At 65.8% G+C, this 22,827-nt stretch carries 23 protein-coding genes; 8 read left to right on the top strand and 15 right to left on the bottom strand.

Going from position 1 to position 22,827, the window contains the following annotated elements; genetic code table 11:
* Positions 1-55 precede the first annotated feature (55 nt).
* From atpE to XdyCFBP7245_RS07375, 3 genes are all read right to left on the bottom strand, one after another.
* On the bottom strand, positions 56-355 hold the full coding sequence (gene atpE, locus XdyCFBP7245_RS07385) for a F0F1 ATP synthase subunit C (RefSeq protein ID WP_104615066.1): 300 nt from the start codon (positions 353-355) through the stop codon (positions 56-58).
* 73 nt (positions 356-428) lie between these two features.
* Positions 429-1,229 (bottom strand): F0F1 ATP synthase subunit A, encoded by an 801-nt coding sequence (atpB, locus tag XdyCFBP7245_RS07380; RefSeq protein ID WP_039421795.1) that lies wholly within the window; start codon positions 1,227-1,229, stop codon positions 429-431.
* Positions 1,230-1,254: 25 nt separating this feature from the next.
* Positions 1,255-1,620 (bottom strand): hypothetical protein, encoded by a 366-nt coding sequence (locus tag XdyCFBP7245_RS07375; RefSeq protein WP_074059361.1) that lies wholly within the window; start codon positions 1,618-1,620, stop codon positions 1,255-1,257.
* A gap of 633 nt (positions 1,621-2,253) precedes the next feature.
* Here XdyCFBP7245_RS07375 and XdyCFBP7245_RS07370 point away from each other — a divergent pair.
* Entirely contained in the window at positions 2,254-3,066 is an 813-nt protein-coding gene (locus XdyCFBP7245_RS07370) for a hypothetical protein (RefSeq protein ID WP_170068561.1), read from the top strand.
* A gap of 52 nt (positions 3,067-3,118) precedes the next feature.
* Here the strand turns inward: XdyCFBP7245_RS07370 and XdyCFBP7245_RS07365 are convergent, their stop codons facing one another.
* The 7 genes from XdyCFBP7245_RS07365 to XdyCFBP7245_RS07335 form a co-directional block, all read right to left on the bottom strand.
* A complete protein-coding gene (locus tag XdyCFBP7245_RS07365) occupies positions 3,119-3,802 on the bottom strand; it encodes a DUF6624 domain-containing protein (RefSeq protein WP_104615065.1) in 684 nt (227 codons plus the stop codon).
* 297 nt (positions 3,803-4,099) lie between these two features.
* A complete protein-coding gene (locus tag XdyCFBP7245_RS07360) occupies positions 4,100-5,377 on the bottom strand; it encodes a Xaa-Pro dipeptidase (protein WP_170068560.1) in 1,278 nt (425 codons plus the stop codon).
* Between the two features lie 467 nt (positions 5,378-5,844).
* A complete protein-coding gene (lpdA, locus tag XdyCFBP7245_RS07355; RefSeq protein ID WP_104615064.1) occupies positions 5,845-7,677 on the bottom strand; it encodes a dihydrolipoyl dehydrogenase in 1,833 nt (610 codons plus the stop codon).
* A 16-nt stretch (positions 7,678-7,693) separates the two neighbouring features.
* Positions 7,694-8,341, bottom strand: a complete 648-nt coding sequence (locus XdyCFBP7245_RS07350) for a hypothetical protein (RefSeq protein WP_104615063.1) — start codon at positions 8,339-8,341, stop codon at positions 7,694-7,696.
* Complete coding sequence (locus XdyCFBP7245_RS07345; protein ID WP_104615062.1) at positions 8,338-10,101, bottom strand: dihydrolipoyllysine-residue acetyltransferase; 1,764 nt, start codon at positions 10,099-10,101, stop codon at positions 8,338-8,340. Before XdyCFBP7245_RS07345 ends, XdyCFBP7245_RS07350 begins: the two co-directional genes overlap by 4 nt.
* A 127-nt stretch (positions 10,102-10,228) precedes the next feature.
* Positions 10,229-10,996: a DUF2884 family protein gene (locus tag XdyCFBP7245_RS07340; RefSeq protein WP_104615061.1), complete on the bottom strand. Its 768-nt coding sequence runs from the start codon at positions 10,994-10,996 to the stop codon at positions 10,229-10,231.
* A gap of 187 nt (positions 10,997-11,183) precedes the next feature.
* Positions 11,184-11,744, bottom strand: a complete 561-nt coding sequence (locus tag XdyCFBP7245_RS07335; protein ID WP_104615060.1) for a DNA-deoxyinosine glycosylase — start codon at positions 11,742-11,744, stop codon at positions 11,184-11,186.
* A gap of 144 nt (positions 11,745-11,888) precedes the next feature.
* Here XdyCFBP7245_RS07335 and XdyCFBP7245_RS07330 point away from each other — a divergent pair, with 144 nt between their 5' ends.
* Positions 11,889-12,560 carry an OmpW/AlkL family protein gene (locus XdyCFBP7245_RS07330; RefSeq protein ID WP_104615059.1) on the top strand — a complete coding sequence of 224 codons (672 nt, stop codon included), beginning with the start codon at positions 11,889-11,891 and terminating at the stop codon, positions 12,558-12,560.
* 129 nt (positions 12,561-12,689) lie between these two features.
* Here the strand turns inward: XdyCFBP7245_RS07330 and XdyCFBP7245_RS07325 are convergent, their stop codons facing one another.
* From XdyCFBP7245_RS07325 to XdyCFBP7245_RS07305, 5 genes are all read right to left on the bottom strand, one after another.
* Positions 12,690-13,247, bottom strand: a complete 558-nt coding sequence (locus tag XdyCFBP7245_RS07325) for a CcdC protein domain-containing protein (RefSeq protein ID WP_104615058.1) — start codon at positions 13,245-13,247, stop codon at positions 12,690-12,692.
* 240 nt (positions 13,248-13,487) lie between these two features.
* Entirely contained in the window at positions 13,488-14,288 is an 801-nt protein-coding gene (locus XdyCFBP7245_RS07320; protein ID WP_104615057.1) for a MetQ/NlpA family ABC transporter substrate-binding protein, read from the bottom strand.
* A gap of 208 nt (positions 14,289-14,496) precedes the next feature.
* Positions 14,497-15,189: a methionine ABC transporter permease gene (locus XdyCFBP7245_RS07315; protein WP_193552510.1), complete on the bottom strand. Its 693-nt coding sequence runs from the start codon at positions 15,187-15,189 to the stop codon at positions 14,497-14,499.
* 2 nt (positions 15,190-15,191) lie between these two features.
* Positions 15,192-16,199, bottom strand: a complete 1,008-nt coding sequence (locus tag XdyCFBP7245_RS07310; protein ID WP_104615056.1) for a methionine ABC transporter ATP-binding protein — start codon at positions 16,197-16,199, stop codon at positions 15,192-15,194.
* A 132-nt stretch (positions 16,200-16,331) separates the two neighbouring features.
* Positions 16,332-17,228 carry a DMT family transporter gene (locus XdyCFBP7245_RS07305; RefSeq protein WP_104615055.1) on the bottom strand — a complete coding sequence of 299 codons (897 nt, stop codon included), beginning with the start codon at positions 17,226-17,228 and terminating at the stop codon, positions 16,332-16,334.
* Between the two features lie 106 nt (positions 17,229-17,334).
* On the opposite strand from XdyCFBP7245_RS07305, the gene XdyCFBP7245_RS07300 reads away from it, so the two are divergent.
* From XdyCFBP7245_RS07300 to XdyCFBP7245_RS07275, 6 genes are all read left to right on the top strand, one after another.
* On the top strand, positions 17,335-17,820 hold the full coding sequence (locus tag XdyCFBP7245_RS07300; RefSeq protein ID WP_104615054.1) for a YajQ family cyclic di-GMP-binding protein: 486 nt from the start codon (positions 17,335-17,337) through the stop codon (positions 17,818-17,820).
* Between the two features lie 152 nt (positions 17,821-17,972).
* Positions 17,973-18,434: a hypothetical protein gene (locus XdyCFBP7245_RS07295; RefSeq protein WP_104615053.1), complete on the top strand. Its 462-nt coding sequence runs from the start codon at positions 17,973-17,975 to the stop codon at positions 18,432-18,434.
* The gene (locus XdyCFBP7245_RS07290; RefSeq protein ID WP_104615052.1) at positions 18,427-20,166 is read left to right on the top strand and encodes an ATP-binding response regulator; all 1,740 of its coding nucleotides are present in this window, start codon (positions 18,427-18,429) and stop codon (positions 20,164-20,166) included. The genes XdyCFBP7245_RS07295 and XdyCFBP7245_RS07290 overlap by 8 nt, the downstream gene beginning before the upstream one ends.
* Positions 20,144-21,001, top strand: a complete 858-nt coding sequence (locus tag XdyCFBP7245_RS07285) for an alpha/beta hydrolase (RefSeq protein ID WP_104615051.1) — start codon at positions 20,144-20,146, stop codon at positions 20,999-21,001. The genes XdyCFBP7245_RS07290 and XdyCFBP7245_RS07285 overlap by 23 nt, the downstream gene beginning before the upstream one ends.
* A 129-nt stretch (positions 21,002-21,130) precedes the next feature.
* Entirely contained in the window at positions 21,131-21,691 is a 561-nt protein-coding gene (locus XdyCFBP7245_RS07280; protein WP_104615113.1) for a DUF1415 domain-containing protein, read from the top strand.
* Between the two features lie 189 nt (positions 21,692-21,880).
* Complete coding sequence (locus XdyCFBP7245_RS07275; RefSeq protein WP_104615050.1) at positions 21,881-22,687, top strand: SDR family oxidoreductase; 807 nt, start codon at positions 21,881-21,883, stop codon at positions 22,685-22,687.
* Positions 22,688-22,827 lie beyond the last annotated feature (140 nt).

The raw sequence follows: 22,827 nt of genomic DNA, 5'->3' as shown, positions 1-22,827 counted from the left end.
CCTTCATCCGCGGATGCAACCGCACTGGCTGCCTCCACATCCTGCTACCGCTGGATCAGCCGGCAGCCGACAGACGCTCGATGAACACCTGAGCCAGCGGGTTGGCGAAGGCGAACAGCAGGCCGACGGCGACGCTGATGATGAACGCGGCGTCGATCAGGCCGGCGGTGATGAACATACGCACCTGCAGCACCGGGATCAGTTCCGGCTGGCGCGCGGCCGATTCCAGGAACTTGCCAGCCATGATGGCCAGACCGAGGCCGGCACCCAGCGCGGCCAGGCCGATCATGATGCCGACGGCGAGGACGGTGGAGCTCTGGACTTGAGCGAGGTTGGTCAGGACGGCGAGGTACATGGTGATCTCCGAACGAAAGTTTCTAAGGGTGATGGATGAATCGGGATGAAGCGTATGAAGGGTGTAGCGAAACTCAGTGACTGTCTTCCGCAAGGCTCAGATACACGATCGACAGCATCATGAAAATGAAGGCCTGCAGCGGAATCACCAACAGGTGGAACAGCATCCAGCCGAGGCCGAATACGCCGCCAGCGACCATGCCGGCGATGCCCGCACCGCCCAGCACCCAGATCAGCAGGAAGACGATCTCGCCGCCGAACATGTTGCCGAACAGTCGCATCGCCAACGAAATCGGCTTGCTCAGCCACTCGACGATGTTCAAAAGCAGGTTGAACGGCATCATCCATTTGCCGAACGGCGCCGTCAGGAATTCCTTGGTCATGCCGCCCACGCCCTTGGAGCGCAGCGAGAAGACGATCATCAGGAAGAACACGCTGATCGACATGCCCAAGGTGGCATTGACGTCGGCGGTGGGCACCGGCTTCCAGGCGTGGATGCCTGCCCAACCCAGCGGAATGGCGATGAAATCGGCCGGAATCATCTTGATGAGATTCATCAACAGGATCCAGAAGAAGATGGTGATCGCGATCGGCGTCACCAGCTTGCTGCTGCCGTGATAGGTGTCCTTGGCCTGCCGGTCGACGAACTCCAGGCAGATTTCCACGAATGCCTGCCACTTGCCCGGCACGCCGGCCGTGGCATTGCGGGTCGCCGTCCAGAACGCCAGCACCATGACCAGGCCCATCAACACGGCCATGACCAGAGTGTCGACGTGGATGGTCCAAAACGTGCCGCCACCCTCGCGAACCGGATAGATCAGGTTCTGCAAGTGATGCTGGATGTAGGAGGTAGGGGTTGCTGCCTCGCCCGCCATGTGTCTGGAGCCCTTTAAGTTCGAATCAACGTCTGGCCAGAGCCAGAACCTGAAAAATCAACCCGATGGCGATACCCGCCAACAGAGCCAGAGGAGGCAGCCGCCACAGGGCAAAGCCCAGCGACAACGCCGCAAATACCAACACCCACTTCAGCACCATCGCCAGCACCAACCGCACCATCGCGATGCCTGCTGCCTGGATGCCGCCGCCGAGCGCGGTGCGTGCCGCAACCCAACCGCCCAGTACCGTTGCAAAGCCGGTCAATGCCAGACCGGCAGAGTAACGGGGACCAACCAACAGCAACCCCAGACTGGTTATAGCTACGGCGGCAAGCGGATATACCGCAGCGCGCAGCATCAACCGCCGACCCGCGTCAACGGAGTTCAGCACTACGGTTACCTTACGTGTGAATGAGGGGGAGGCGCAGTTGCGCCTCGTCGAGCCGCGAAAGTATAGCAATGGGACAAATTGCGAGACAACCGGCAAAGGTCATCGGCTGCTGCAACGCACCAAACATGCACGGCGGCGGCGGGTGGGAACTTTGCCACAAACTGGCGGTCGGAACCTGCGAGGCCTGCACATCCTCGTCGAAAGGTACCGCCGCAGGTCGCGTATGGGAGCCCTGGGAGACCGGGGCTCCTGCTTTTTACGCATTTTGTCGCACCCTGACACTTTCCCATCGGCGGTCCAATCCGCTGCATTGCACGCTCGTTTCGCTCTATGCAGGGCCACGATGGAGGCCCGATTGCCGCGTGCAGCATCATCGGCTGCGCAGTTGGCAGCGACGACCGTACCCGCAGGTATGCACTACGGCACACTTTTCGCGTGTCGTCGTCAGCGCCGGATTGGGCGCCGCCAGCGCGCGATGCCCATGCCTATTAGGCATGCGGACCGTTTTGTCCGATTGCTATGTCCGCCTTCACGGATGTGCGACAGGCTCTTCACTTATGGAAGACGCGGGCTTATCGATAGTGCGCGCCACTGGCCCATCGGCCTGACCATTCCAAGATTACGGAGCTCCCCATGAAACACCTCCTCGCACTGGCGATCCCGTGCGTTCTGGCCGTCGCCTACGTCGCGCCGGCACACGCCGAAGATACCGATGACCGCTTCCAGATTCGCCTCGGTGCGATGAATGTGGACAACGACAACACCATCCGCGGCAACACGCTGCTGGCGGGCAACAACGTGTCGGTCAATGAAGATTTCAAGCTGGGCGGCAAGGAATGGGAGCCGCGCGTCGATGGCGTGTTCCGCATCAGCACCCGTCAGCGCCTGATCTTCGATTACTTCAAGTACGACAAGGATCGCCGCGAGACCCTGACCCAGGATCTGAGCGCAGGCGGCGTAACCGTGCCGAGCGGCAGCTTCATCAAGGGCGAGCTGAAGTATCAGGTCGCGACCCTGGTGTACGACTACTCGGTGATCGATGCACCGGAATTCAGCCTGGGCCTGCAGATCGGTGCCGAATATGCCAAGGTCGAAGCCAACGGATATGCCGATCTGGGCACCGTGTTCTCCGGCGACGTGCTGGACGAGAAGGCCGACGGCGTGGCACCGGTGGTGGGTATCCGCTTCACCGCGCGTCCGAGCGAGCATTGGCTGTTCAACGTGCAGGGCCAGTACCTCAACACCAGCTGGGGCAACTTCGACGACTACGAGGGCGACCTGAGCCGCGCCAACGCGATCGCCGAATACCGCTTCACCAAGAACTTCGGCATCTTCGCCGGCTACGACTGGTTCAAGCTCGACGTCGACCAGCGCGGCAGCGATGGTCTGATCGGCCTGAAGCAGGAGTTCAAGGGCCCGGTGGCAGGCGTGACGTTCGCGTTCTGATCTGCGCCACCGTTGCTAGCGAACGGCCCGCCCTGTGCGGGCCGTTTGCGTTTCAGCTGCCGGGCGGCGTCGACGGCACCGGGAACAGCTGCGTGGCCACGCACACGTAGTCGGCCAGCGGCATCTCGTCCATGCCGGCGCGTAGTACGTCCACCTGCGCCGGATCGGCGATCGGCTTGGGCACCCAACGCCCCTGCTCGGGCACCAGTTGGCTGCCGTAACGCTGCGGTTTGCCGTTCGCGACGAGCACGCGGTCGGTCAGCAAGACCTGCTGGTGCACCGACACCTCGCCACGGCGTGCGCCCTGCCGGGTCAGCGTGCCCAGCACGCGTTCCTGCAGGGCCGGATCGGCGTCGGCATGCTGCACCAGCAGCCAGGCGGCGGCCACGCCGTCGCGTCCGACCTGGGCCACACTGGGCAAGCCATCGTGTTCGGCGACGATGCGACGCATCTGCGGCAGATGTTCGGCGTCCAGCGCCAGCATCTTGCCCATCGCTGCCTGCGACCAGTCACCGTTGCGGACCTGTTGATCCAGGCGCTCCATTTCCAGCAACCGCGCGCGCAATGCGGGCTCGCTGGGAGCCGCCGTCTCGGCAGGCGGGGCGGTAGCGGCATCTGCCTTGGCCTGCTCCTGCGTGCGCACGAACGCTGCCGCTCCCGGGCATTTGGCCAGCGCCGCCGCCATGGCCGGATCGTCCTGCGTGGACGCTGCTGTGGTGTGCGCTGTCGCGAGCATGCAGACAAACCATATTCCAAGCACGGCCTTGCGCATCGATCGACACTCCCTGTGATGGACTGCGTGGCCGGACCTCCGCACAGCTTCCACCTGCAGCATGCCCAGGCCACGATGCCTCGTGCAAGACGGGGCGACGCGATCTTGCAGCGGCTGAGCGTGCGCCTGCGTTGTGGGCAGCGTGCGCAGACGTGGCCACTCGCAGGTTCGGTGAGTCCCGTGCCGATCAACGCGCCAGTGGCGCGCATATCGTCAGGCAGCCGCGCGCGTGCAGCTCCGCACCGGCGAGCGCCAGGGTGCTCACTCGGCGACGCGTTCGCCGCCCTTGATCACGCCCTCTACCTGCCGCAGCACGGTGACGTCCTGCAGCGGATCGCCGCTGACCGCGACCAGATCGGCGTAGCGGCCCGGGGCGATGGCGCCGACATCGTTGCTGCGCCCCAGGGCCTCGGCTGCCTCCACGGTGGCGGCGCGGATCGCTTGCAACGGCGTCATGCCCCACTCCACCATCTTGGCGAACTGGCGGGCGTTGTCGCCGTTGGGATACACGCCGCCATCGCTGCCGAACACCAGCTTGACTCCGGCCGCGTGCGCGGCGCGGAAGGTCTCACGCTGTTTGCGTCCGATCTGGCGCTCCTTTTCCAGCGATTCGGCGAACAGGCCGTTCTTTTCGCCCTCGGCCAGGATGTAGTCGTCGTTGTAGATGTCCATCGAAAACCAGGTGCCGTGCGCCTTGGCCAGCTTGAAGGACTCCGCATCGGCCAGGCTGGCGTGCTCGATGGTGTCGGCACCGGCGCGGATCGCATCGTTGATGCCGGCGGTGCCATGCGCGTGCACGGCGACCTTCAGGCCCAGCCGGTGCGCTTCGTCCACCAGCGCGCGCATTTCCTCCAGGCTGTATTGCTGCCCGCCGACACTGTCGGTCTTGGACAGCACCCCGCCGGTGCCGCAGAACTTGATCACTTCTGCGCCGTATTTGCGCAGCGTCCGCACCGCGGCGCGGATCGCGTCCGGACCATCGGCGACACCGGGGCCGGTGACCTTGACCGAGGGCGGGAATTCGGTCGCATCGCAGTGGCCACCGGTCGCGCCGATGGCGTAGGTCGCCGGCACGATGCGCGGGCCGGGCACGGTGCCGCGCTCGATCGCCTGCTTGAGCGCGACATCGTCGTAGTTGAGCGAACCGACATTGCGCACCGTGGTGAACCCTGCGCGCAGCGTTTTTGCGGCATTGGCCACGCCGACCACGGTCCAGAAATTGTCGGTGTACTCCAGGCCCTTGTAGCCGCCCAAGGTGGGGGCCACGGTGAGATGCACATGCATGTCGATCAGCCCCGGCAGCAGCGTGCGCTCGCCCAGATCGATGCGCTGCGCAGCGGCCGGCAGCGGATCGCCCTGCCGACCGACGCGGGTGATGCGGCCGGCGGCCACTTCGATCTGCGGCTTGTCCACATAGCGACCGGTCTGCACGTCCAGCAGGCGCGCGGCGGTGATCACGGTGGTCTGTGCGTGCGCGCACAGCGATGCACACAGGCAGCCAGCAGCGGCGAGCAGCACCGGCAAACGCATCTTCGACATCGGGGTCGTCCCTGAGCTGCGAACGGCGTGTCCGCGCATCGATGGTGCAAGCCCGCTGCGGACTGCGCAAGCGCCCTGGAGATCGCATCGTGGCAATGCCCTGCGTGGCGTGGTCAGCCCTGACGCGCGCGCGAGCGATGCACGATCGCCACGCACCCAGACTGGAGGCTGCCGGATAACCTGCGAAATCTGCTTGCAGGGATCAGTATTGTCGACGCATGCGATCGAGTGCAGCCGCCAAGCGGGGCAGCCACATGCGGCTGCGTACTACCCTGGAAACCCAGGAAAAATCCGCACGTGCGCAGTAGCGCCGCATGCACTTGACGCCTACCAAACGCAAGGAACAGCACCGTAAAGGCAACGGCAACGACAACGACCACAGCAAAAGGCGATCACGCGCACCAATCCCCATCACGACAACGCCCCGCACAAGGCGGGGCGTTGCTGACAGCAGCCGAGGCGAGCCGTTACTTTTTCTTCGGGATGTACAGGTCGGTGATGGTGCCGTCGTACACCTCGGCCGCCATGCCGACCGACTCGCTCAGGGTCGGATGCGCGTGGATGGTGTGGCCGATGTCTTCGGCTTCGGCGCCCATCTCGATGGCCAGGCCGATCTCGGCCAGCAGGTCGCCGGCATGCACGCCGACGATGGCGCCACCGATGATGCGGTGGGTGTCTTCATCGAAGATCAGCTTGGTGAAGCCTTCGGTGCGGCCAATGCCGATCGCGCGGCCGCTGGCGGCCCACGGGAACTTGGCCACGCCAACCTTCAGGCCCTTGGCCTTGGCTTCGTTCTCGGTGACGCCGACCCAGGCGATTTCCGGGTTGGTGTATGCCACCGACGGAATCACCCGCGCCACCCATTCCTTCTTCTCGCCGGCCGCCACTTCAGCGGCCAGTTTGCCTTCGTGGGTGGCCTTGTGCGCCAGCATCGGGTTACCGACGATGTCGCCGATGGCGAAGATGTGCGGCACGTTGGTGCGCATCTGCCGGTCCACCGGGATGAAGCCGCGCTCGGTGACGGTGACGCCCGCCTTCTCCGCGCCGATCTTCTTGCCGTTGGGCGAGCGGCCCACGGCCACCAGCACGCGATCGAACGCGGTGGCCGGCAGGCCGGGCTTCTCGCCCTCCACGGCCGCTTCGAAGGACACGGTGATGCCGCTCTTGTCGGCCTTCACGTCGGTGGCCTTGGTCTTGAGATGGATCTCCACGCCCTGCTTCTTCAGGCGGTCGGCCAGCGGCTTGACCAGGTCCTTGTCGGCGCCCGGCATCAGATGATCCATGAACTCGACCACGGTGACCTTGCTGCCGAGCGAGCTGTACACCGTGGCCATTTCCAGGCCGATGATGCCGCCGCCGACCACCAGCAGGGTCTTGGGAATGTCGTGCAGTTCCAGCGCGTCGGTGGAGTCCATCACGCGCTTGTCGTCCCACGGGAAGTTGGGCAGCTTCACCGCCTGCGACCCGGCAGCGATGACGCAGTGCTCGAAGCGCAGCAGCTGCGTCTTGCCGTCGTTGCCGACGATCTCCAACTCGTTGGGGGAGACGAAGCTGGCCACACCGGTGACGGTGCGCACCTTGCGCTGCTTGGCCATGCTGGCCAGCCCGCCGGTGAGCTTGCCGACCACTTTTTCCTTGTACTCGCGCAGCTTGTCCAGGGTGATCTTGGGCTGGCCGAAGTCCACGCCGAAATCGCCGGCATGGGCCACTTCATCGATCACCGCGGCGGCATGCAGCAACGCCTTGGACGGGATGCAGCCGACGTTGAGGCAGACGCCGCCCAGGCTGGCGTAGCGCTCGATCAGCACCGTGTCCAGGCCCAGGTCGGCCGCGCGGAAGGCGGCGGTATAGCCGCCCGGGCCGGCGCCGAGCACCACCATCTTGCAGTCGATATCCGCGGCCTTGCCGCTGGCCAGCGCCGGCTTGGGCGCTGCCGGCTCGGCCGGGGCGCGGTGCGACGGCGTCACCGGCGGCTTGCTGCCGGGTGCGGCGGCCGCAGGGGCCGCAGCAGGTGCAGGTGCCTTGGTCTCGGCCTTGACGGGCGCAGGCGCTGCGGCCTCGCCTTCGGTTTCCAGCAGCAGCACCACCGCGCCTTCGGACAAGGTGTCGCCAATCTTGACCTTGAGCTCTTTGACCACACCGGCAGCCGAGGACGGCACTTCCAGCGTGGCCTTGTCCGATTCCAGCGTGACCAGGCCCTGGTCCTTGGCCACGCTGTCGCCCACGGCGACCAGCACTTCGATGACGGGGACATCGCTGTAATCGCCGATGTCGGGAACCTTGATTTCAATGACCGCCATTTGCTTCTCCTGTGGCTTAACCGGCCGTGCCGGCAAGCGTCTGCTGGAGTTCATCCAGCGACGATTCGATTTGGGTCCAGCGCTTGTCGCGCTTCTTTTCCTTGCCGTCGCTGGCTTCGATCAGCAGCGCGGCCTGTTGCAGCAGCAGTTCGCCGGCGCCGCAGCTCGGGCGCGTGCCGCTGTAGCGCACGCCCTCGACCTGGAACGACAGCACTTCGCCCTCAGTCACCGGCGCGGTGCGGCCGCTCGGTGCCAGCTGGGTCAAGGCCGCGGTCCAGTTGCTGACCAGCCGTTTGGCCAACGCCGCCGGAATCGGGATCTCGACCGTTTCAGGCGTCTGCTCGGTGCGGAACTGCACACTGCCGCGATCGCTCTGGCTGACCCAGCTGTAGACGCGCTCGTCGGCGCGGCTGTGGCGCAGGGTCCAGTCGGCGCCGTCCTTACCCGGCACCAGCGACACGCCGCTTTCCACGCCACGTGTGGGCAGAGTCAGCAACGACAATGCCGGCTTGTTGCCGCCGTCGAGCAGCGTGCTCACCGCAGTGCCGTAGTTGCCCACGGCCGGCGGCCAGCCGCGCCCCAGCGTGCTGTCGCACTCGCGTGCCGTCGCGCAGGTCCACGGCAACACGCCGAGCACGGCGATCGTCAGCAGCGCAATCCTCACAGCAGGACGCGACGCATGTCGGCCAGCACCTGGCTAAGGTAGGTGGTGAAGCGGGCCGCCAGCGCGCCGTCGATGACGCGGTGGTCGTAGCTCAACGACAACGGCAGCATCAACGTCGGTACGAACTCCTTGCCGTTCCAGACCGGCTGCATCGCCGACTTGGACACGCCCAGGATCGCCACTTCCGGGGCATTGATGATCGGCGTAAACGCGGTGCCGCCGATGCCGCCGAGCGAGCTGATCGAGAAGCAGCCACCGCTCATGTCGGCCGGGCCCAGCTTGCCGTCGCGCGCCTTCTTGGCCAGCTCGCCGCTTTCCTGGGCGATCTGCAGCACGCCCTTCTTGTCGACGTCGCGGATCACCGGCACCACCAACCCATTGAGCGTATCGGCGGCAAACCCGATGTTGATGTACTTCTTCAGCGTGAGGTTTTCGCCGGCCGCATCGAGCGAGGCGTTGAACTCGGGGAACTTCTTCAACGCCGCGGCGCTGGCCTTGACCAGGAAGGCGAGCATGGTGAGCTTGATGCCCGCCTTCTCGTTTTCCTTGTTCAACGCCACGCGCAGTGCTTCCAGGTCGGTGATGTCGGCCGATTCGAACTGGGTGACGTGCGGAATCATGGCCCAGTTGCGCGCCAGGTTGGCACCGGAAATCTTCTTGATGCGCGACAGCGGCTGGGTTTCGGTCTCGCCGAACTTGCTGAAGTCCACCTTCGGCCAGGCCAGCAGGTTCAGGCCGTTACCACCACCGGCCGGTGCGGCACCGGCTGCGGCAGGCGCGCCACTGGTGAGCGCGGCCTTGACGAAGCGCTGCACGTCTTCACGGGTGATGCGCCCGCCCTTTTCGCTGCCCTTGAGCTGGTTCAGATCCACGCCCAGCTGGCGTGCGAACACCCGCACCACCGGGCTTGCATAGGCCACCTTGGACGGCAGCACGCTGTCGGCGTCGAAGGTCACCGGCGGGCTGCTCGGGTTGCCGGCCGATGGCTGGCTGCCTTGCGAGGCATCGCTGGAACGTGCGCCCTGCACCTGCGCGATCTCGCGCTGGGCCAGCTTGTCCGGCTCGGCCGACACCGCGACCGGCTCGACCTTGCCGGCAGTTTCGGCGGTGTCGGTGCTGGGTTTGGCCGGAGACTGCGCCGCACCGGCGCCGCCATCGCTGGCAGCGATGATCGCCACCACATTGCCCTGCGACAGGGTGTCGCCGACCTTGACCTTGAGCTCCTTGACCACGCCGGCGGCCGAGGACGGCACTTCCATCGTGGCCTTGTCCGATTCCAGCGTGACCAGGCTCTGGTCCTTGGCAACGGTATCGCCGACGGCGACCAGCACTTCGATCACCGGGATGTCGGTGTAGTCGCCGATATCGGGCACGCGCGCTTCGACCAGACCGCCTTCGGCGGCGGGTGCAGCCGGCGCGGCCTTGGCGGCAGGTGCCGGTGCAGCAGCGGGAGCAGACTTGGCCGGAGCGGCAGGAGCAGCTGCTGCTGCGGGCTTGGCCGCGGTGTCGGCACCGGCATCGGCCACTTCGATCAGCGCCACCAGGGCACCCTGCGACAGCGAATCGCCGACCTTGACCTTGATCTCCTTGACCACGCCGGAGACAGACGAGGGCACTTCCATGGTGGCCTTGTCCGATTCCAGCGTGACCAGGCTCTGGTCCTTCGCGACCGTATCGCCGACCGACACCAGCACCTCGATTACCGGGACGTCGCTGTAGTCACCGATATCGGGGACAAGTGCTTCCTTGATTTCGGCCATACGGGGAACTCCGGCAACAGATGGGGAAACCCCTATTGTGGCCGGCCACGGGCCGCAGCGCCAACCATTGGCGCGGAAAAAAACGCACAGCCGGCAGGATGCAGCGTCCGCACACGCACGTGCATGCTTATTTCGAGGCGCGTCGATCCACCCGCAACAGTTGCAGTGGCGCGCCCGAGGGCAAACGATACGCCAGCGCATTGTCCAAGCCATCCAGCGCTTCGACGCGGTCGCACAAGCGCTGCGCACGCGGGCGCAATGCACGCGCCTGCGGCTCGACCAGACGCTCGATGCGCGCTTCCAGCCCATCGAGCGAACGCAGCTGCATCTCGTTGCCGGTGAGCCCGGACTGCACCGCACCGGCAACCACATCGCCGATCAACTGCGGCAACACCTCGGCAACCAGCGCGCCGATGTCGTCGTCGATATTCACGGGCGTGAGCTGGCTTTTGCTGAAGCTCTGCTTCAAGCGCAGATCGATCTTTTCGCGCACGCTGGCCAATTGCGCACGAGTCGCCTCGGGACTGCGGCTGAACCCGGCCGCCACTTCGCCGAGCGCGGTGACCGCGATGTCGGCGGCCTCGCGCCCGACCTCCTGCGCCAGCGGCACGACCTCGCGGGTCTGCCGCTCGAACTGGATCAGGCGCGCACGGTCGTCTGCGCTCAGCGTCACCCAGCGATCGTCGACGAACAACGCACCCTCGCGCATCACGACGCGCGCGGGCGCGCCGGAGGATTCAGGCGTGCGGATCAGGATGAGGCTGCGCGGATTGAGCGTGAGGTCGCAATCGCTGCTGACATCGCACTGCATCTCCCCAGCAACGGCCACATCCGCCACGGCGAACAGGCCCAGTGCCAGCGCTGCCGCCATCGTCGTTGCGTGTCCGATCATCATCGCGGTGCTCCTTCATGTACTGCCTGCACTGTGCGGCCACGCGCTGCGGGCTGCCTGTGCCGGACGCTGGCATGACGTATGGCGGCAGGTGGCAGCGTGCTGATTGCATGCGCACGCGCTGACGGGCATGCATTGCGCGCAGACACGCATCATCGTCGGCGATTCATTGACGTGGGCCAGAGCCGCATCAGTCCAACGCATCGCGCACCGGTTGCCATGCGGCGCATAGACGCGGCAACGACCAAGCGGCGTTGGCCGGACTGGTGGACGGCAAGGCCAGCAGCGGCACGCTGCGCGCCTCCGGCGTCAGCAACGGATGCACGTGGCGATGCCAGGCCTGCGCTGCCGCGGCGCCATTGCAGGCCACCATGCGCAGCTGCGGCAAACCCGCCAGCAACGCAGGCAGCGGATTGACCACCACACTGTCTGCGACGATCGCAGCATCCAGGCTGCCGCGGCGCGCGCATTGGCCGATCACATCCCATACGCCGACGCCGCACGCGTTCAGCGCCCGCATACGCAAGGCATACGTTGCGGCGGCATCGATACCCAAAAGGGCATGTATCAAGGGCCAGAACCGATTGCGTGGATGCGCGTAATAGCGGCCGGCCTCCAACGAGGCGATACCTGGCATCGAGCCAAGCACCAGGACACGGCAATCGTTAGGAATGTGCGCTGGCAAGCCGTCACGTACGGCGTTTTTCGTCACGGCAATCGCATCTGCGTGAATGTCTTTTTCAGCTTGCATGTCGCAACCACGGCCTTCTTGGGAAAGTTCCTGAACAAACGAAATTTTAGCGAGTCGCAGGTGGGCGTGGATTCAGATTTTCAGGAATAGCTTTGGCGCGGCCCACTCCACGGGCCTAACAAAAATTATGCGAGGAGACCTCCAATGCGTGCCATTTCCATCCTGAGCCTGGCTGCTGTATCCGCTCTTGCGATTGCACCGTCCGCGTTCGCGCAGGACACCACCTATACCAGCGATACCTCCTCGACTTCCACCAGCGCCGAGAGCGCGTCCGGCAAGCATTGGGCAGTGGTCGGCGGTGTCGCCTTGATCAAGCCGAAGAACGATCCGGCTCCGGGCCTGGACGTCGATGGCGGCCCGGCACCGACGCTGAGCGCCAGCTACTACATCAACGACAACTGGGCCGTTGAACTGTGGGGCGCCGCCGACAAGTTCAACCACCGCGTCAACGCTGATGGCGTGGGCAAGGTGGGCACCGTCGAGCAGCAGCCGATCGCCATCAGCGGCCAGTACCACTTTGGCCAGGCCGACAATGTGTTCCGCCCGTTCGTGGGCGTGGGCTACTACGAGTCGAACTTCAGCAACGAGAAGATCGATGCGGCCTCGACCACCGGTCAGCACGTGGGCCTGGATACCGCCAAGGGCGTGATCGGCACCGTCGGTGTTGACATGAACATCAACTCCACCTGGTTCGCACGTGCCGACGCCCGCTATATGCGTTCGCGTCCGGAACTGCGTGTGGGCGGCCAGGGCACCGGCAGCGAGCTGGAACTGGATCCGTGGACCGTTGGCTTCGGTGTCGGCGCGCGCTTCTAAGCACGTCGCGACACACAACGTCTGAGTCGAAAAAACGGGCCGCAAGGCCCGTTTTTTTATGTCCAACATCCACGTGCGCCAGCCTGCATCGACGCATTCGGCATTGCTGGCTGGCGTGCGCGTCGCGCTTCAACGCCAATAGACGCTGCCGCGCAAGCGCGCGCTGCGCCAACGCCACCACAGCAAGGTGGCATAAGCCAACGCATAGCCGAGCAGCACGCCGGCGGCGCCCAACAGGCTGGCATGGCTGAGCCAACCATCAACCGGCCACGTCACACCCTGCCAGGCACTACGCCAGCCCTGCACCATGCCGGCGATCACCCGCACCACCACCAGCGTGGTCAATGCCAGCACCAGCCAGAGATTGGGGCGATAGAACAACCCTTGGGCGGTGCGCTCGAACCGGGTCAGGCGCAACGCCAGCACACCCAGCGCCAGCCCGCAGGCCCAACCGAAGGCGGCATGACGGATCGCACCGGGCCAGAATGCCGCAGCGATCCCGGTAAAAATGACGAACAACACGCTGGACAGCGCCGCTGAGGCCAGGTTGATCATCAGCAACCAGCCACGTGCCTGACGGCGCGCGGTACCGACACGGAAACGTTGCAGCAGCGATAACGGAAACAGCACCGCGAACACCGCCAGGGCGATGATCACGGCCAGCGGGATGGCAAGAAGCAGGGGCATCGCGTCAGGAGCCGGAGATCAGGACAGACCACGCTACTACGCCTGCGTCAGGCGCGCGTGTTTTCGGCGCTGCACGCGCAATCGGCCGCGTACGCTTGCAGCGTCTCCACTTTGCAGCGCGCGGCATAGTGAGCGGCTGGGCGGGCGGTCTGCGTTCAAAGCACGTCGCGTACTGCATGCCCCTCCCAGACCATCGGCCACGCACACCAGCTGGTGTGCGCGCCCGTGTCGTTATCGCGCTCAGAACGCCGGCAGGACCGCGCCCTTGTATTTCTGTTCGATAAAGGCCTTTACTTCCGGGCTGGTCAATGCCTTGGCCAGCTTCTGCACGCGCGCATCGTCCTTGTTGTCTGCGCGTGCCACCAGGAAGTTCACGTACGGCGACTCCTTGCTTTCGATCGCCAGCGCATCGCGCGTCGGGTTGAGCCCGGCGTCGAGCGCGTAGTTGGTGTTGATCAGCGCCAGGTCGACCTGATCCAGCACACGCGGCAGCATCGCCGAATCGAGCTCGCGGAATTTCAGCTGCTTGGGGTTGTCGACGATGTCGCGCTGGGTGGACAGCGCGTTGCTCGGGTCCTTGAGTTTGATCACCCCGGCCTTGTCGAGCAGGATCAGCGCGCGGCTGTTGTTGCTCGGATCGTTGGGGATCACCACATCGGCGCCGCTCGGCAGATCGGCCAGCGCCTTGAAGCGGCGCGAGTAAGCACCGAAGGGCTCGATATGCACGCCGACCACGGTCACCAGCTGGCTCTTGCGGTCGCGGTTGTACGCGTCCAGATAGGGCTCGGTCTGGAAGTAATTGACGTCGATCTGCTTCTGTACGACCTGGTCGTTGGGCTGTACGTAGTCGTTGAACACGCGCACGTCCAGCTTCACGCCCTGCTTGGCCAGCAGCGGTTCGACCACTTCCAGGATTTCGGCATGCGGCACGGCGGTGGCGGCGACGGTCAGGGTGTCGCCACCGCTGCCGCCATTGCCGCCGCAGGACGCCAATGCCAGCGTGGCCGCAGCAAGAAGGGAACGAAACGCAAATGTGCTCATGAAAGGGTCCGTGGGAGGAGGAATGCGGACGGGCCGCAGGCGTTAAACCTAGCAGACCGCAGGTGCAGCGGCGATCCGCACGGGCCGTGCATGGAACACAACCACCCCAGGACGGTGCCAGCGCATCCGCCTGCAGCCCGCAGCAGCAATGGACGCGGTGCCGGCTGCAGCGTCGCAGCTACCGGCCGCGCGCGGCGAGGCAGCTGGCTCAGCGGCGGCTGTAGCGGGCCACCAGACGGTCGCCCAGCATCTGCAGCAGTTGCACCAGCACCAGCAAGGCGATGACGGTGATCAACGCGACGTCCGCATGCGAGCGCATATAGCCCTCGCGGTAGGCCACATCACCCAGGCCGCCGGAGCCGATCGCCCCGCCCATGGCGGTGAATCCGATCAGCGCGATGGTGGTGACGGTGGCGCCGGCGATCAGGCCGGGGCGCGCTTCGGGCAACAGCACCCACAGCACCAGCTGGCGGGTGGTGGCGCCCATCGCCTGGCTGGCTTCGATGATGCCGCGGTCCACCTCACGCAACGCGGTCTCCACCAGCCGCGCATAGAACGGCGCGGCGCCCACCACCAGCGGCAGGATCGCGCCGCGCACGCCCAGCGAGGTGCCCATCAACGCCAGGGTGAGCGGAATCATCGCAATCATCAGGATGATGAAGGGCACCGAGCGCAGCAGGTTGATCACCAGCGCCAGCGCGCCGTACAGCACCGGGCGACGGCGCAGCTGCGGGGCGCCGCACAGGAACAGCGCAACGCCCAGCGGCAGGCCGATCAGCAAGGTCAGCGGCAACGCGCCGGCCAGCATTAGCAAGGTATCCAGAGTCGCCTGCCCGATGTCGCCCCATTTGGCGGCATCGAGATTGCGGAAGAAGCCGCCAGCGGCGGCGATCGGCAGCAGGTTCATACGCGCAGGTACTCCACGTCCACGCAGGCGGCGACGAAGCCGGCGCGCGCTGCATTCTGGTCGCCACCGGTCAGGGCGACGATGAGCTGGCCGTACGGCGTGTCCTTGATACGGTCCACGCGCCCGGACAGGATGTTGTAGTCCACCCCGGTCTCGCGGGCGATGCGGCCCAGCACCGGCTCATAGGTGCCGTTGCCCAGGAAGGTCAGCCGCACCACACGCCCGCCGACGGCGGCGAAATTGCGGTGCAGCTCGGCCTCGTCCACGTGCTCGGCTTCGGACACGAAGCGCCGCGTGGTGGCATGTTTGGGATGCAGGAAGACCTCGGTGACCGGGCCGGTTTCCACCAGCGTGCCGGCATCCAGCACCGCCACGCGGTCGCAGACGCGGCGGATCACGTCCATCTCGTGGGTGATCAGCACGATGGTCAGGCCCAGCTCGCGGTTGATCTGCGCCAGCAGCTGCAGCACCGACGCGGTGGTCTGCGGGTCCAGCGCGCTGGTGGCCTCGTCGCACAGCAGGATCTGCGGGCGCGTGGCCAACGCGCGCGCAATGCCCACGCGCTGCTTCTGGCCGCCGGACAGCTGCGCCGGATACTTGGTGGCGTGCTCCTGCAGCCCGACCCGCGCCAGCAGCTCGGCCACCCGCGCATCGATCTCGGCGCGCGCGGTGCCGGCCAGTTCCAGCGGAAAGGCGACATTGCCGGCAACGGTGCGCGAGGACAGCAGATTGAAATGCTGGAAGATCATGCCGATGCGCCGGCGCAAGCCACGCAGGCCCTGGCTATCCAGCGCGGTGACGTCGTCCTCGCCAATCAGCAGGCGCCCGCCGCTGGGCTCTTCCAGCCGGTTGATCAGCCGGATCAGCGTGGATTTGCCGGCACCGGAATGGCCGATGATGCCGAACACCTCGCCGGGGCCGATCCGCAGATCGAGCGGGTGCAGCGCCACGATCTGGCGACCGTCGACGGAGTAAGACTTGTGCAGGCCCTGAAACTGGATCACCGCGCGTGGCCGATTGGGGGGTCGTGAAGCCTACCAGTCAATGTTCACGGCCGGGAGTCGGGATTGGGGATTGGGGATTCGCAAGGACAACGGCATTCCTGCTGTTGCCAATCCCGAATCCCCAATCCCCAATCACGGCCTATCCAACGGCGGCGGCCTGTCGGTCTGCCGTATCCGCTCCCGCCGCAGCAGATACAGCCCGCTGGCGACGATGATGCCGGCGCCGGTCCAGGTCCAGCCGTCGGGCAAGGTCTGCCACAGCAGCCAGTCCCAGCCGATCACCCAGACCAGGCCGGTGTACTCCAGCGGTGCGATCATCGAGGCCTCGCCGCGCAGGAATGCCTGGGTCAGCGCAATCTGCCCCAACGCGCCGGCCAGGCCCATGCCGGCGATCAGCCAGCCGTGGCCGGCCTGTAACGGCACCCAGTCGGGGATGGCCAGCAACCCGGCGCCGATCGCCATGAACAGCAGGAACCACACCACCATGGACTGCGGCGTGTCGGTGCGGGTCAGCAGGCTCACCGTGACCGCGGCGATGGCGTAGGCCGTGGCCGCCAGCAGCACCATCAGGCCAGGCAGCGAGACCAAGCCGCCCACGCCCGGGCGCAGCACTACGATGACCCCGACCAGGCCGATGCCGATCGCCGTCCAACGCCGCGGCCCCACGTGCTCGCCCAGCAGCGGCACCGACAAGGCGGCCACCAGCAACGGCGCCACAAAGTAGATGGTGTAGGCGGTGGACAGCGGCATGCGTTTCAGGCCGTAGACAAAGCAGCCGATCATCACCATGCCCAGGGCCCCGCGCAGCAGATGCAGGCCCCAGCGCACCGGCACGATGGCACGCGGCCCGGCAGTGGCGAACACCCACACCAGCACGAACGGCAGCGACGCGGCGCCGCGCAACAAGGTCACCTGCAATGGCGGGTACTGCGCCGACAGCAGCTTCATCGCCGCATCCATCAGCGAGAAGCAGGCCACGGCGGCGACCATCCAGGCGATGGCGGGAAGCGGAGAACGGGTGCTGGGCATTGGTGCATTATCGCCATCGCAGCGCGCCGACCGCCATGCGTCGATGACGGCCGTCGTGGCGTGATGGCCTAGAATGGCCGCTGTTTTCAGACAGCAGGAGCTTTGCATGCCTTCCTTCGATGTGGTGTCCGAAGTCGACAAGCACGAACTGACCAATGCGGTGGACCAGGCCAACCGTGAACTGGACACGCGTTTCGACTTCAAGGGCGTGGAAGCCAAGTTCGAACTGGAAGACGGCAAGGTGATCAACCAGTCCGCCCCCAGCGACTTCCAGATCAAGCAGATGACCGACATCCTGCGGGCGCGGCTGTTGGCGCGCAGCATCGATGTGCGCTGCCTGGACTTTGGCGATGTGGAAACCAATCTGGCCGGCGCACGGCAGAAGGTGACCGTCAAGCAGGGCCTCGAGCAGAAGCAGGCCAAGCAGCTGGTGGCCAAGCTCAAGGAAGCCAAGATCAAGGTCGAAGCGCAGATCAACGGCGACAAGCTGCGCGTGACCGGCAAGAAGCGCGACGACCTGCAGGATGCGATCGCGCTGCTGAAAAAGGCTGATTTCGAGCAGCCGCTGCAGTTCGACAACTTCCGCGACTGAGCGTGATTGGGCGATGCCGGTGAGTGTGCTGGCCGACGCGGACATGCAGGCGCCTGCAGTGCGTTGCGGCGCCGCGCAGGGGGGCCGGCACCGCCTGCGGTGCGCCCGCGGCGATCGCAATCGCTGCCGCAGGCCGCAGGTCTAGCGGCGCGATGCGCTCCCTGCTCACCCGCCTGTTGCATCGCCTGCGCACCGGGCAGGCCAACGCGCCTGCTGCAGGCGGCATGCACGCGGTCAAGGTTCATGCGCAACCGCAGATCGAACGCGGATCGACGCTGCACACCATGGCCGCCCTCGACCCAGTGGCTGCAGCGGCCTTTGCCGACGCCTTCGCGGTGGAGATCGAACACGCCATTGCGCGCTGCACGCTGGGCGATGCCAACACCAGCCAGGCGCAGGCGCTGGAACAGATCCACTCGTTGAAGAACACCATCTCGTTGACCGGCTCCCAGCCGTTGCTCAAGGCCTGCGACCAGCTGCGTGGCGATGTGGAACGCGACGCGTTGAGCGACATGCTTGCGCACCGCTTCACCGCCGTGGCCACTGCCGCAGGTCTACTGGTCAAGCGCTACCGGCGCACTCTTCCCACCGACGACGCGGAGCCTCATGCGTAGCACTTCCGATCGCGCAGCGCCCGGCCTGATTCTGGCCGCCCGGCAGCTGCGCAACGACAGACTGGTGCGGCTGTTCGAGTCGTTTCTGGAATACCGCGCCTGCGTCGGCCGCGTGATCGTGCAGACCATCGTGACCTTGTGGTGCCTGGGCTGGCTGTACGGCCCGCAGCCGGTGCTGGTCAAGGATGCGCATAACGTCTTCCCCACCGCAGTGACCGTGTGGGTGATCTCGGTCACGTGGATGGTGCTGGTGCGGCGCCGGATCATCCCGCCGGGTGAGTGGCTGGATGCGATGGGCTTTGCGATGAGTCTGCTGTTCATCGGCATACAGACCACGCTGGCCTTCATCCTGTTGATGTCGTTGAACGCGTTTCTGCCGTTCATCACCATCGCTGCGGTGGCGCGCTATGGGCAACGCGCCACCTTCCCGGTGCTGCTCAGCACCTTCGTGCTGATGCTGTTGACCGCACCCAGCGGCTACTGGCTGTCGCGGCCGGCGTACTTTGTGTATGCGGTGGCGCTCAGCATGGTATTGCCGCTGCTGGTGGCGCGCATCGTGCTTGCGATGCAGGAAGTGGCGCTGCAGGCGCTGGCCTCGCGCGATGCGCAAAGCCGCTTTATCAGCACCATGAACCATGAGCTGCGCACGCCGTTGAATGCGGTCATCAATTGCGCACAGCTGATCGATACCGACGGCATGCCAGCCGAACAGCGCGACCTGATGCAGGCGGTGACGGTCAATGCGACCGCGCTGCGCCATCGCGTCAATGAAGTGCTGGACGTGGCCAGCATCGACGGTGGGCGGCTGCAGCTGCAGAGCAAGCCACTGAGCATGCTGGACGTGCTGACCACCGTCAAAGCGGTCTGCGCGACCGCCGCATCCACCAAGGGCGTGTCGCTGAGCGTGCGCCTGGAGGCACCGGACACGCCCCATGTGCTGGGCGACGAGGGCCGCATCGAGCAGGTCATCAGCAACCTGGTCATCAATGCGATCAAGTTCACCCCGGCCGGTGGTGCGGTCGAGTTGCTGATCGAAGCCACGCAGCTGCAGCAGCGCTGGTCGATCGCCGCGACGATCACCGACACCGGCATCGGTGTGCCCGACGACAAGAAGGCCTACATCTTTACCCCGTTCACCCAGCTCAGCACCGGATTCGGCCGTGCCGAGGGCGGCGTCGGCCTCGGGTTGTATATCGCCTTGTCGGTATCCGATGCGATGGGCGGCAGCCTGACGGTGAGCGACAACCCCGCCGGTGGCAGCATCTTCCGCTGGATCTTCGAGCTGCCTGTAGCCGCGGCCGACAGCAGCCGCACGCTCGGCCTGCGCGATGCGCTGGCGCACCACGCGCAGACGGTGCCGCCGCTGCATTGCCTGGTCTTCGAGGACATGGACACCAATCGCCTGGTGATCGGCAACCTGCTGACGCGTGCCGGGCATCGGGTGAGCTTTCATGTCGATGGCACCGATGCGGTGCAGCGCATCGCCCAGGCCGCGCCGGATCTGGTATTTCTCGATCTGCACATGCCCGGCACCTCCGGCTGGGATGCATTGGGCCAGGCCCGCGATGCGATTGCCGCGCTACCGCCGATCATCGTATTGACCGCCGACACGCGCATCGATTCGATACGCGAAGCGGCAGCCGCCGGCGTGGCCGGTTATTTATCCAAGCCGATCAACGCCCACGAACTGCTCGCACTGCTGGCCCACCATGCACACCAACGACAGCACTGAGTTGAAGCCCGGCAATGCGGCGCGCATGCATTGGCGCGGCGCTGCCCAGACACGCACCGCTGTGGCGCTGCTGTTCCTGCATGGGTTTTCTGCAAGCCCGGGCGAGGCCGGCGCGCTGCCCGAACAGATGGCCGATGCGCTAGGTGCCAACGGCTACGTGCACCGCTGGCCCCGCCATGGAGGCAGCGCACCCGATGCGATGCAGGGGCTGACGACGGCGGCGCTGCAGCGCTCTGCGCTGGAGGCGCTGGCGCAGGCGCGGCGCATGGGCGAGCGCGTGGCGATTGTCGGCTCATCGATGGGCGGCAGCTTGGCGCTCTGGCTGGCGGCGCAGCATCCCGAGCAGGTTGCGGCGGTGGTGGCATGGTCGCCCGGCATCCAGCCGGTCAATGCGGACTTGCTCGATCGGCTTTGCGACGCCGATGCGCCGATCGCCGACCCGTACCCGCGCAGCGCTGAGGAACTGGCGTATTGGTCGGACACCATCCACCCGGACGGCTTTCGCACCTTGCGCGGCGTGTTCAGAGAATTCGCCGCCACCCCGCCGTGGCCACAGGTGCGCTGCCCGGTGCTGCTGGGCTATTACCGCGCGCCCAATGGCGACGAAGATCAGATTGCCTCGGTGCCGGCGATGCTGTCCATGTTCGAAGCGCTGGGCACGCCTGCCCCGCTCAAGCAGGCGATCGCCTTCGACAGCGGCGCGCATGCCATCGGGTCGCCGCACAAGACGCCGCTGGCCGAGCACGTCGCACAGGTGTCGGTGGAATTCTTGCGTGCGCATGTCGGTGCGCACGTGGGCAAGGCGCTGCGCAGCGACGACAGCGACACGCGCTGATTGCCTGGGCGCGGCAGCATCGCGCCGGCAGCATCGGTTGGGTCTGCTGCGTCATCGCCGATGAATCGGCCCGCGCGGCCACGTCTGCAGCGATCGCATACACTGGTGTGCCATCACGCCGCCGCCACGATGACCACCACGCCTGCCACGCCCGATCCGTTGACCGCGACCCGCACCTGGATCGAGCGCGCAGTGATCGGGCTGAACCTGTGCCCGTTCGCCAAGGCGGTGTACGTCAAGGACCAGGTGCGTCTGGTGCTCAGCGATGCCAGCACGCCCGAGGCGCTGCTGGAACAACTGGCCGAAGAACTGGTGCTGCTGCGCGACACGCCGGCCGAGCAGATCGACACCACGTTGATCGTGCATCCGGACGTGCTCACCGACTTCCTGGAGTACAACGACTTCCTCGACAACGCCGACGCAGCGGTGGACGCGCTGGACCTGCAAGGCATCCTGCAGGTGGCCAGCTTCCACCCCGATTATCAATTCGCAGGTGCTGCGCCGGACGATGTGGCCAACTTCACCAACCGCTCGCCGTTCCCGACCCTGCACCTGCTGCGCGAGGACAGCGTGGAGCGTGCGGTGGCGGCGTTCCCGGATCCGGACGTGATCGTCGAGCGCAATATCCAGACGCTGGAACGGCTGGGCCATGCGGGCTGGGACCGCGTATTGAATGGCGCCGAGCACTGAACGTGTCGGCTGCTGGCGCACCATTGCGTGCAGCAACGGCAGATTGTCGGCACCGTGCGGCGGCAGGTAATCCCTTGAAGTACCGGTAAACAGCAGGTTTGCGTGATTGTCGTGGGCGTACCTGGCGTTGCTGCAGCGCTGACATGGCGCGCGCTACAGTGCTGCACCCTTCCATCAAGTGCGCACGCCATGGCTCTGATTCCCACTGTTTCCGCATGGAACCCGTTGCCGCTGCAGGACCGCGTGGTAGTGATCACCGGTGGCGCGCAAGGCATTGGACGCGGCATTGCGCAGGCCGTGCTCGGTGCCGGCGGCAGCGTGGTGATCGGCGATCTGGACGCCGCTGCCGGAAAGGCCTGTCTGCAGGAATGGGCGTTGCCGCAACGCAGTGCGTTCGTGCGTTGCGATGCGGCGCGCGAGACGCAGGCCGCACGCTTGATCGCCACGGCGCGCAAGCGCTTCGGCAGACTCGATGGCCTGGTCAATAACGCTGGCGTAGCGGACCCGCATGTCGCGCCGTTGCCGCAGCTGGAGTGGGATGACTGGAATCGGCGCCTGGCAAGCCTGCATGGTGCGTTTTTATGCAGCAAACATGCCTTGCCTGCACTGACGCAGGCAGATGGCGGTGGTGCGATCGTCAACATCGCCTCCACCCGCGCCTGGCAGTCGGAGCCGCATAGCGAAGCCTATGCGGCGGCCAAAGGTGGCCTGGTCGCGTTTACCCACGCATTGGCACTGAGCGAAGGCCCGCAGGTGCGCGTCAACAGCATCAGTCCGGGGTGGATCAGCACCGACGCCTGGCGTGCACCGCAGCGTCGTCGTGCGCCCAAACTGTCGCGACGCGACCATGCGCAGCATCCGGCCGGACGTGTGGGCACGCCGGAAGACATCGCGCAGCTGGCGGTGTACCTGCTGTCGCCGCAGTTATCCGGATTCGTCACCGGGCAGGACTTCATCGTCGACGGCGGCATGTCGCGCAAGATGCAGTACGTGTGAGGGCGTGCTGCTGATACGGCTTGGGTGATGCGCTTTGCAGCGCGCTGCTGCGACGCGGGGACGCGCGTGCTTGCCGGTCTTTGGTGTTCGTCATGCACGACCTCGACGTTGGGATCGGTGAGGCGGAAGCTCGGAGACCG

Origin of the sequence: Xanthomonas dyei, from assembly GCF_002939865.1 — a bacterium.
In the GTDB taxonomy this organism is placed as follows: domain Bacteria; phylum Pseudomonadota; class Gammaproteobacteria; order Xanthomonadales; family Xanthomonadaceae; genus Xanthomonas; species Xanthomonas dyei.
The sequence above is the reverse complement of the archived record's forward strand: the minus strand, read 5'-3'. Positions and strand labels throughout refer to the sequence as shown.

Bases quoted from the DNA above. Each gene is read 5' to 3' on its own strand.
- XdyCFBP7245_RS07290 (WP_104615052.1), top strand. From the start codon at position 18,427: ATGCGTAGCACTTCCGATCGCGCAGCGCCCGGCCTGATTCTGGCCGCC.
- atpE (WP_104615066.1), bottom strand. From the start codon at position 355: ATGTACCTCGCCGTCCTGACCAACCTCGCTCAAGTCCAGAGCTCCACC.
- XdyCFBP7245_RS07335 (WP_104615060.1), bottom strand. From the start codon at position 11,744: ATGCAAGCTGAAAAAGACATTCACGCAGATGCGATTGCCGTGACGAAA.
- XdyCFBP7245_RS07295 (WP_104615053.1), top strand. From the start codon at position 17,973: ATGCGCTCCCTGCTCACCCGCCTGTTGCATCGCCTGCGCACCGGGCAG.
- XdyCFBP7245_RS07365 (WP_104615065.1), bottom strand. From the start codon at position 3,802: ATGCTCGCGACAGCGCACACCACAGCAGCGTCCACGCAGGACGATCCG.
- XdyCFBP7245_RS07285 (WP_104615051.1), top strand. From the start codon at position 20,144: ATGCACACCAACGACAGCACTGAGTTGAAGCCCGGCAATGCGGCGCGC.
- XdyCFBP7245_RS07345 (WP_104615062.1), bottom strand. From the start codon at position 10,101: ATGGCCGAAATCAAGGAAGCACTTGTCCCCGATATCGGTGACTACAGC.
- XdyCFBP7245_RS07320 (WP_104615057.1), bottom strand. From the start codon at position 14,288: ATGAGCACATTTGCGTTTCGTTCCCTTCTTGCTGCGGCCACGCTGGCA.
- XdyCFBP7245_RS07370 (WP_170068561.1), top strand. From the start codon at position 2,254: ATGAAACACCTCCTCGCACTGGCGATCCCGTGCGTTCTGGCCGTCGCC.
- XdyCFBP7245_RS07330 (WP_104615059.1), top strand. From the start codon at position 11,889: ATGCGTGCCATTTCCATCCTGAGCCTGGCTGCTGTATCCGCTCTTGCG.
- XdyCFBP7245_RS07305 (WP_104615055.1), bottom strand. From the start codon at position 17,228: ATGCCCAGCACCCGTTCTCCGCTTCCCGCCATCGCCTGGATGGTCGCC.
- XdyCFBP7245_RS07275 (WP_104615050.1), top strand. From the start codon at position 21,881: ATGGCTCTGATTCCCACTGTTTCCGCATGGAACCCGTTGCCGCTGCAG.
- XdyCFBP7245_RS07360 (WP_170068560.1), bottom strand. From the start codon at position 5,377: ATGTCGAAGATGCGTTTGCCGGTGCTGCTCGCCGCTGCTGGCTGCCTG.
- XdyCFBP7245_RS07340 (WP_104615061.1), bottom strand. From the start codon at position 10,996: ATGATGATCGGACACGCAACGACGATGGCGGCAGCGCTGGCACTGGGC.
- XdyCFBP7245_RS07325 (WP_104615058.1), bottom strand. From the start codon at position 13,247: ATGCCCCTGCTTCTTGCCATCCCGCTGGCCGTGATCATCGCCCTGGCG.
- atpB (WP_039421795.1), bottom strand. From the start codon at position 1,229: ATGGCGGGCGAGGCAGCAACCCCTACCTCCTACATCCAGCATCACTTG.
- XdyCFBP7245_RS07300 (WP_104615054.1), top strand. From the start codon at position 17,335: ATGCCTTCCTTCGATGTGGTGTCCGAAGTCGACAAGCACGAACTGACC.
- lpdA (WP_104615064.1), bottom strand. From the start codon at position 7,677: ATGGCGGTCATTGAAATCAAGGTTCCCGACATCGGCGATTACAGCGAT.
- XdyCFBP7245_RS07280 (WP_104615113.1), top strand. From the start codon at position 21,131: ATGACCACCACGCCTGCCACGCCCGATCCGTTGACCGCGACCCGCACC.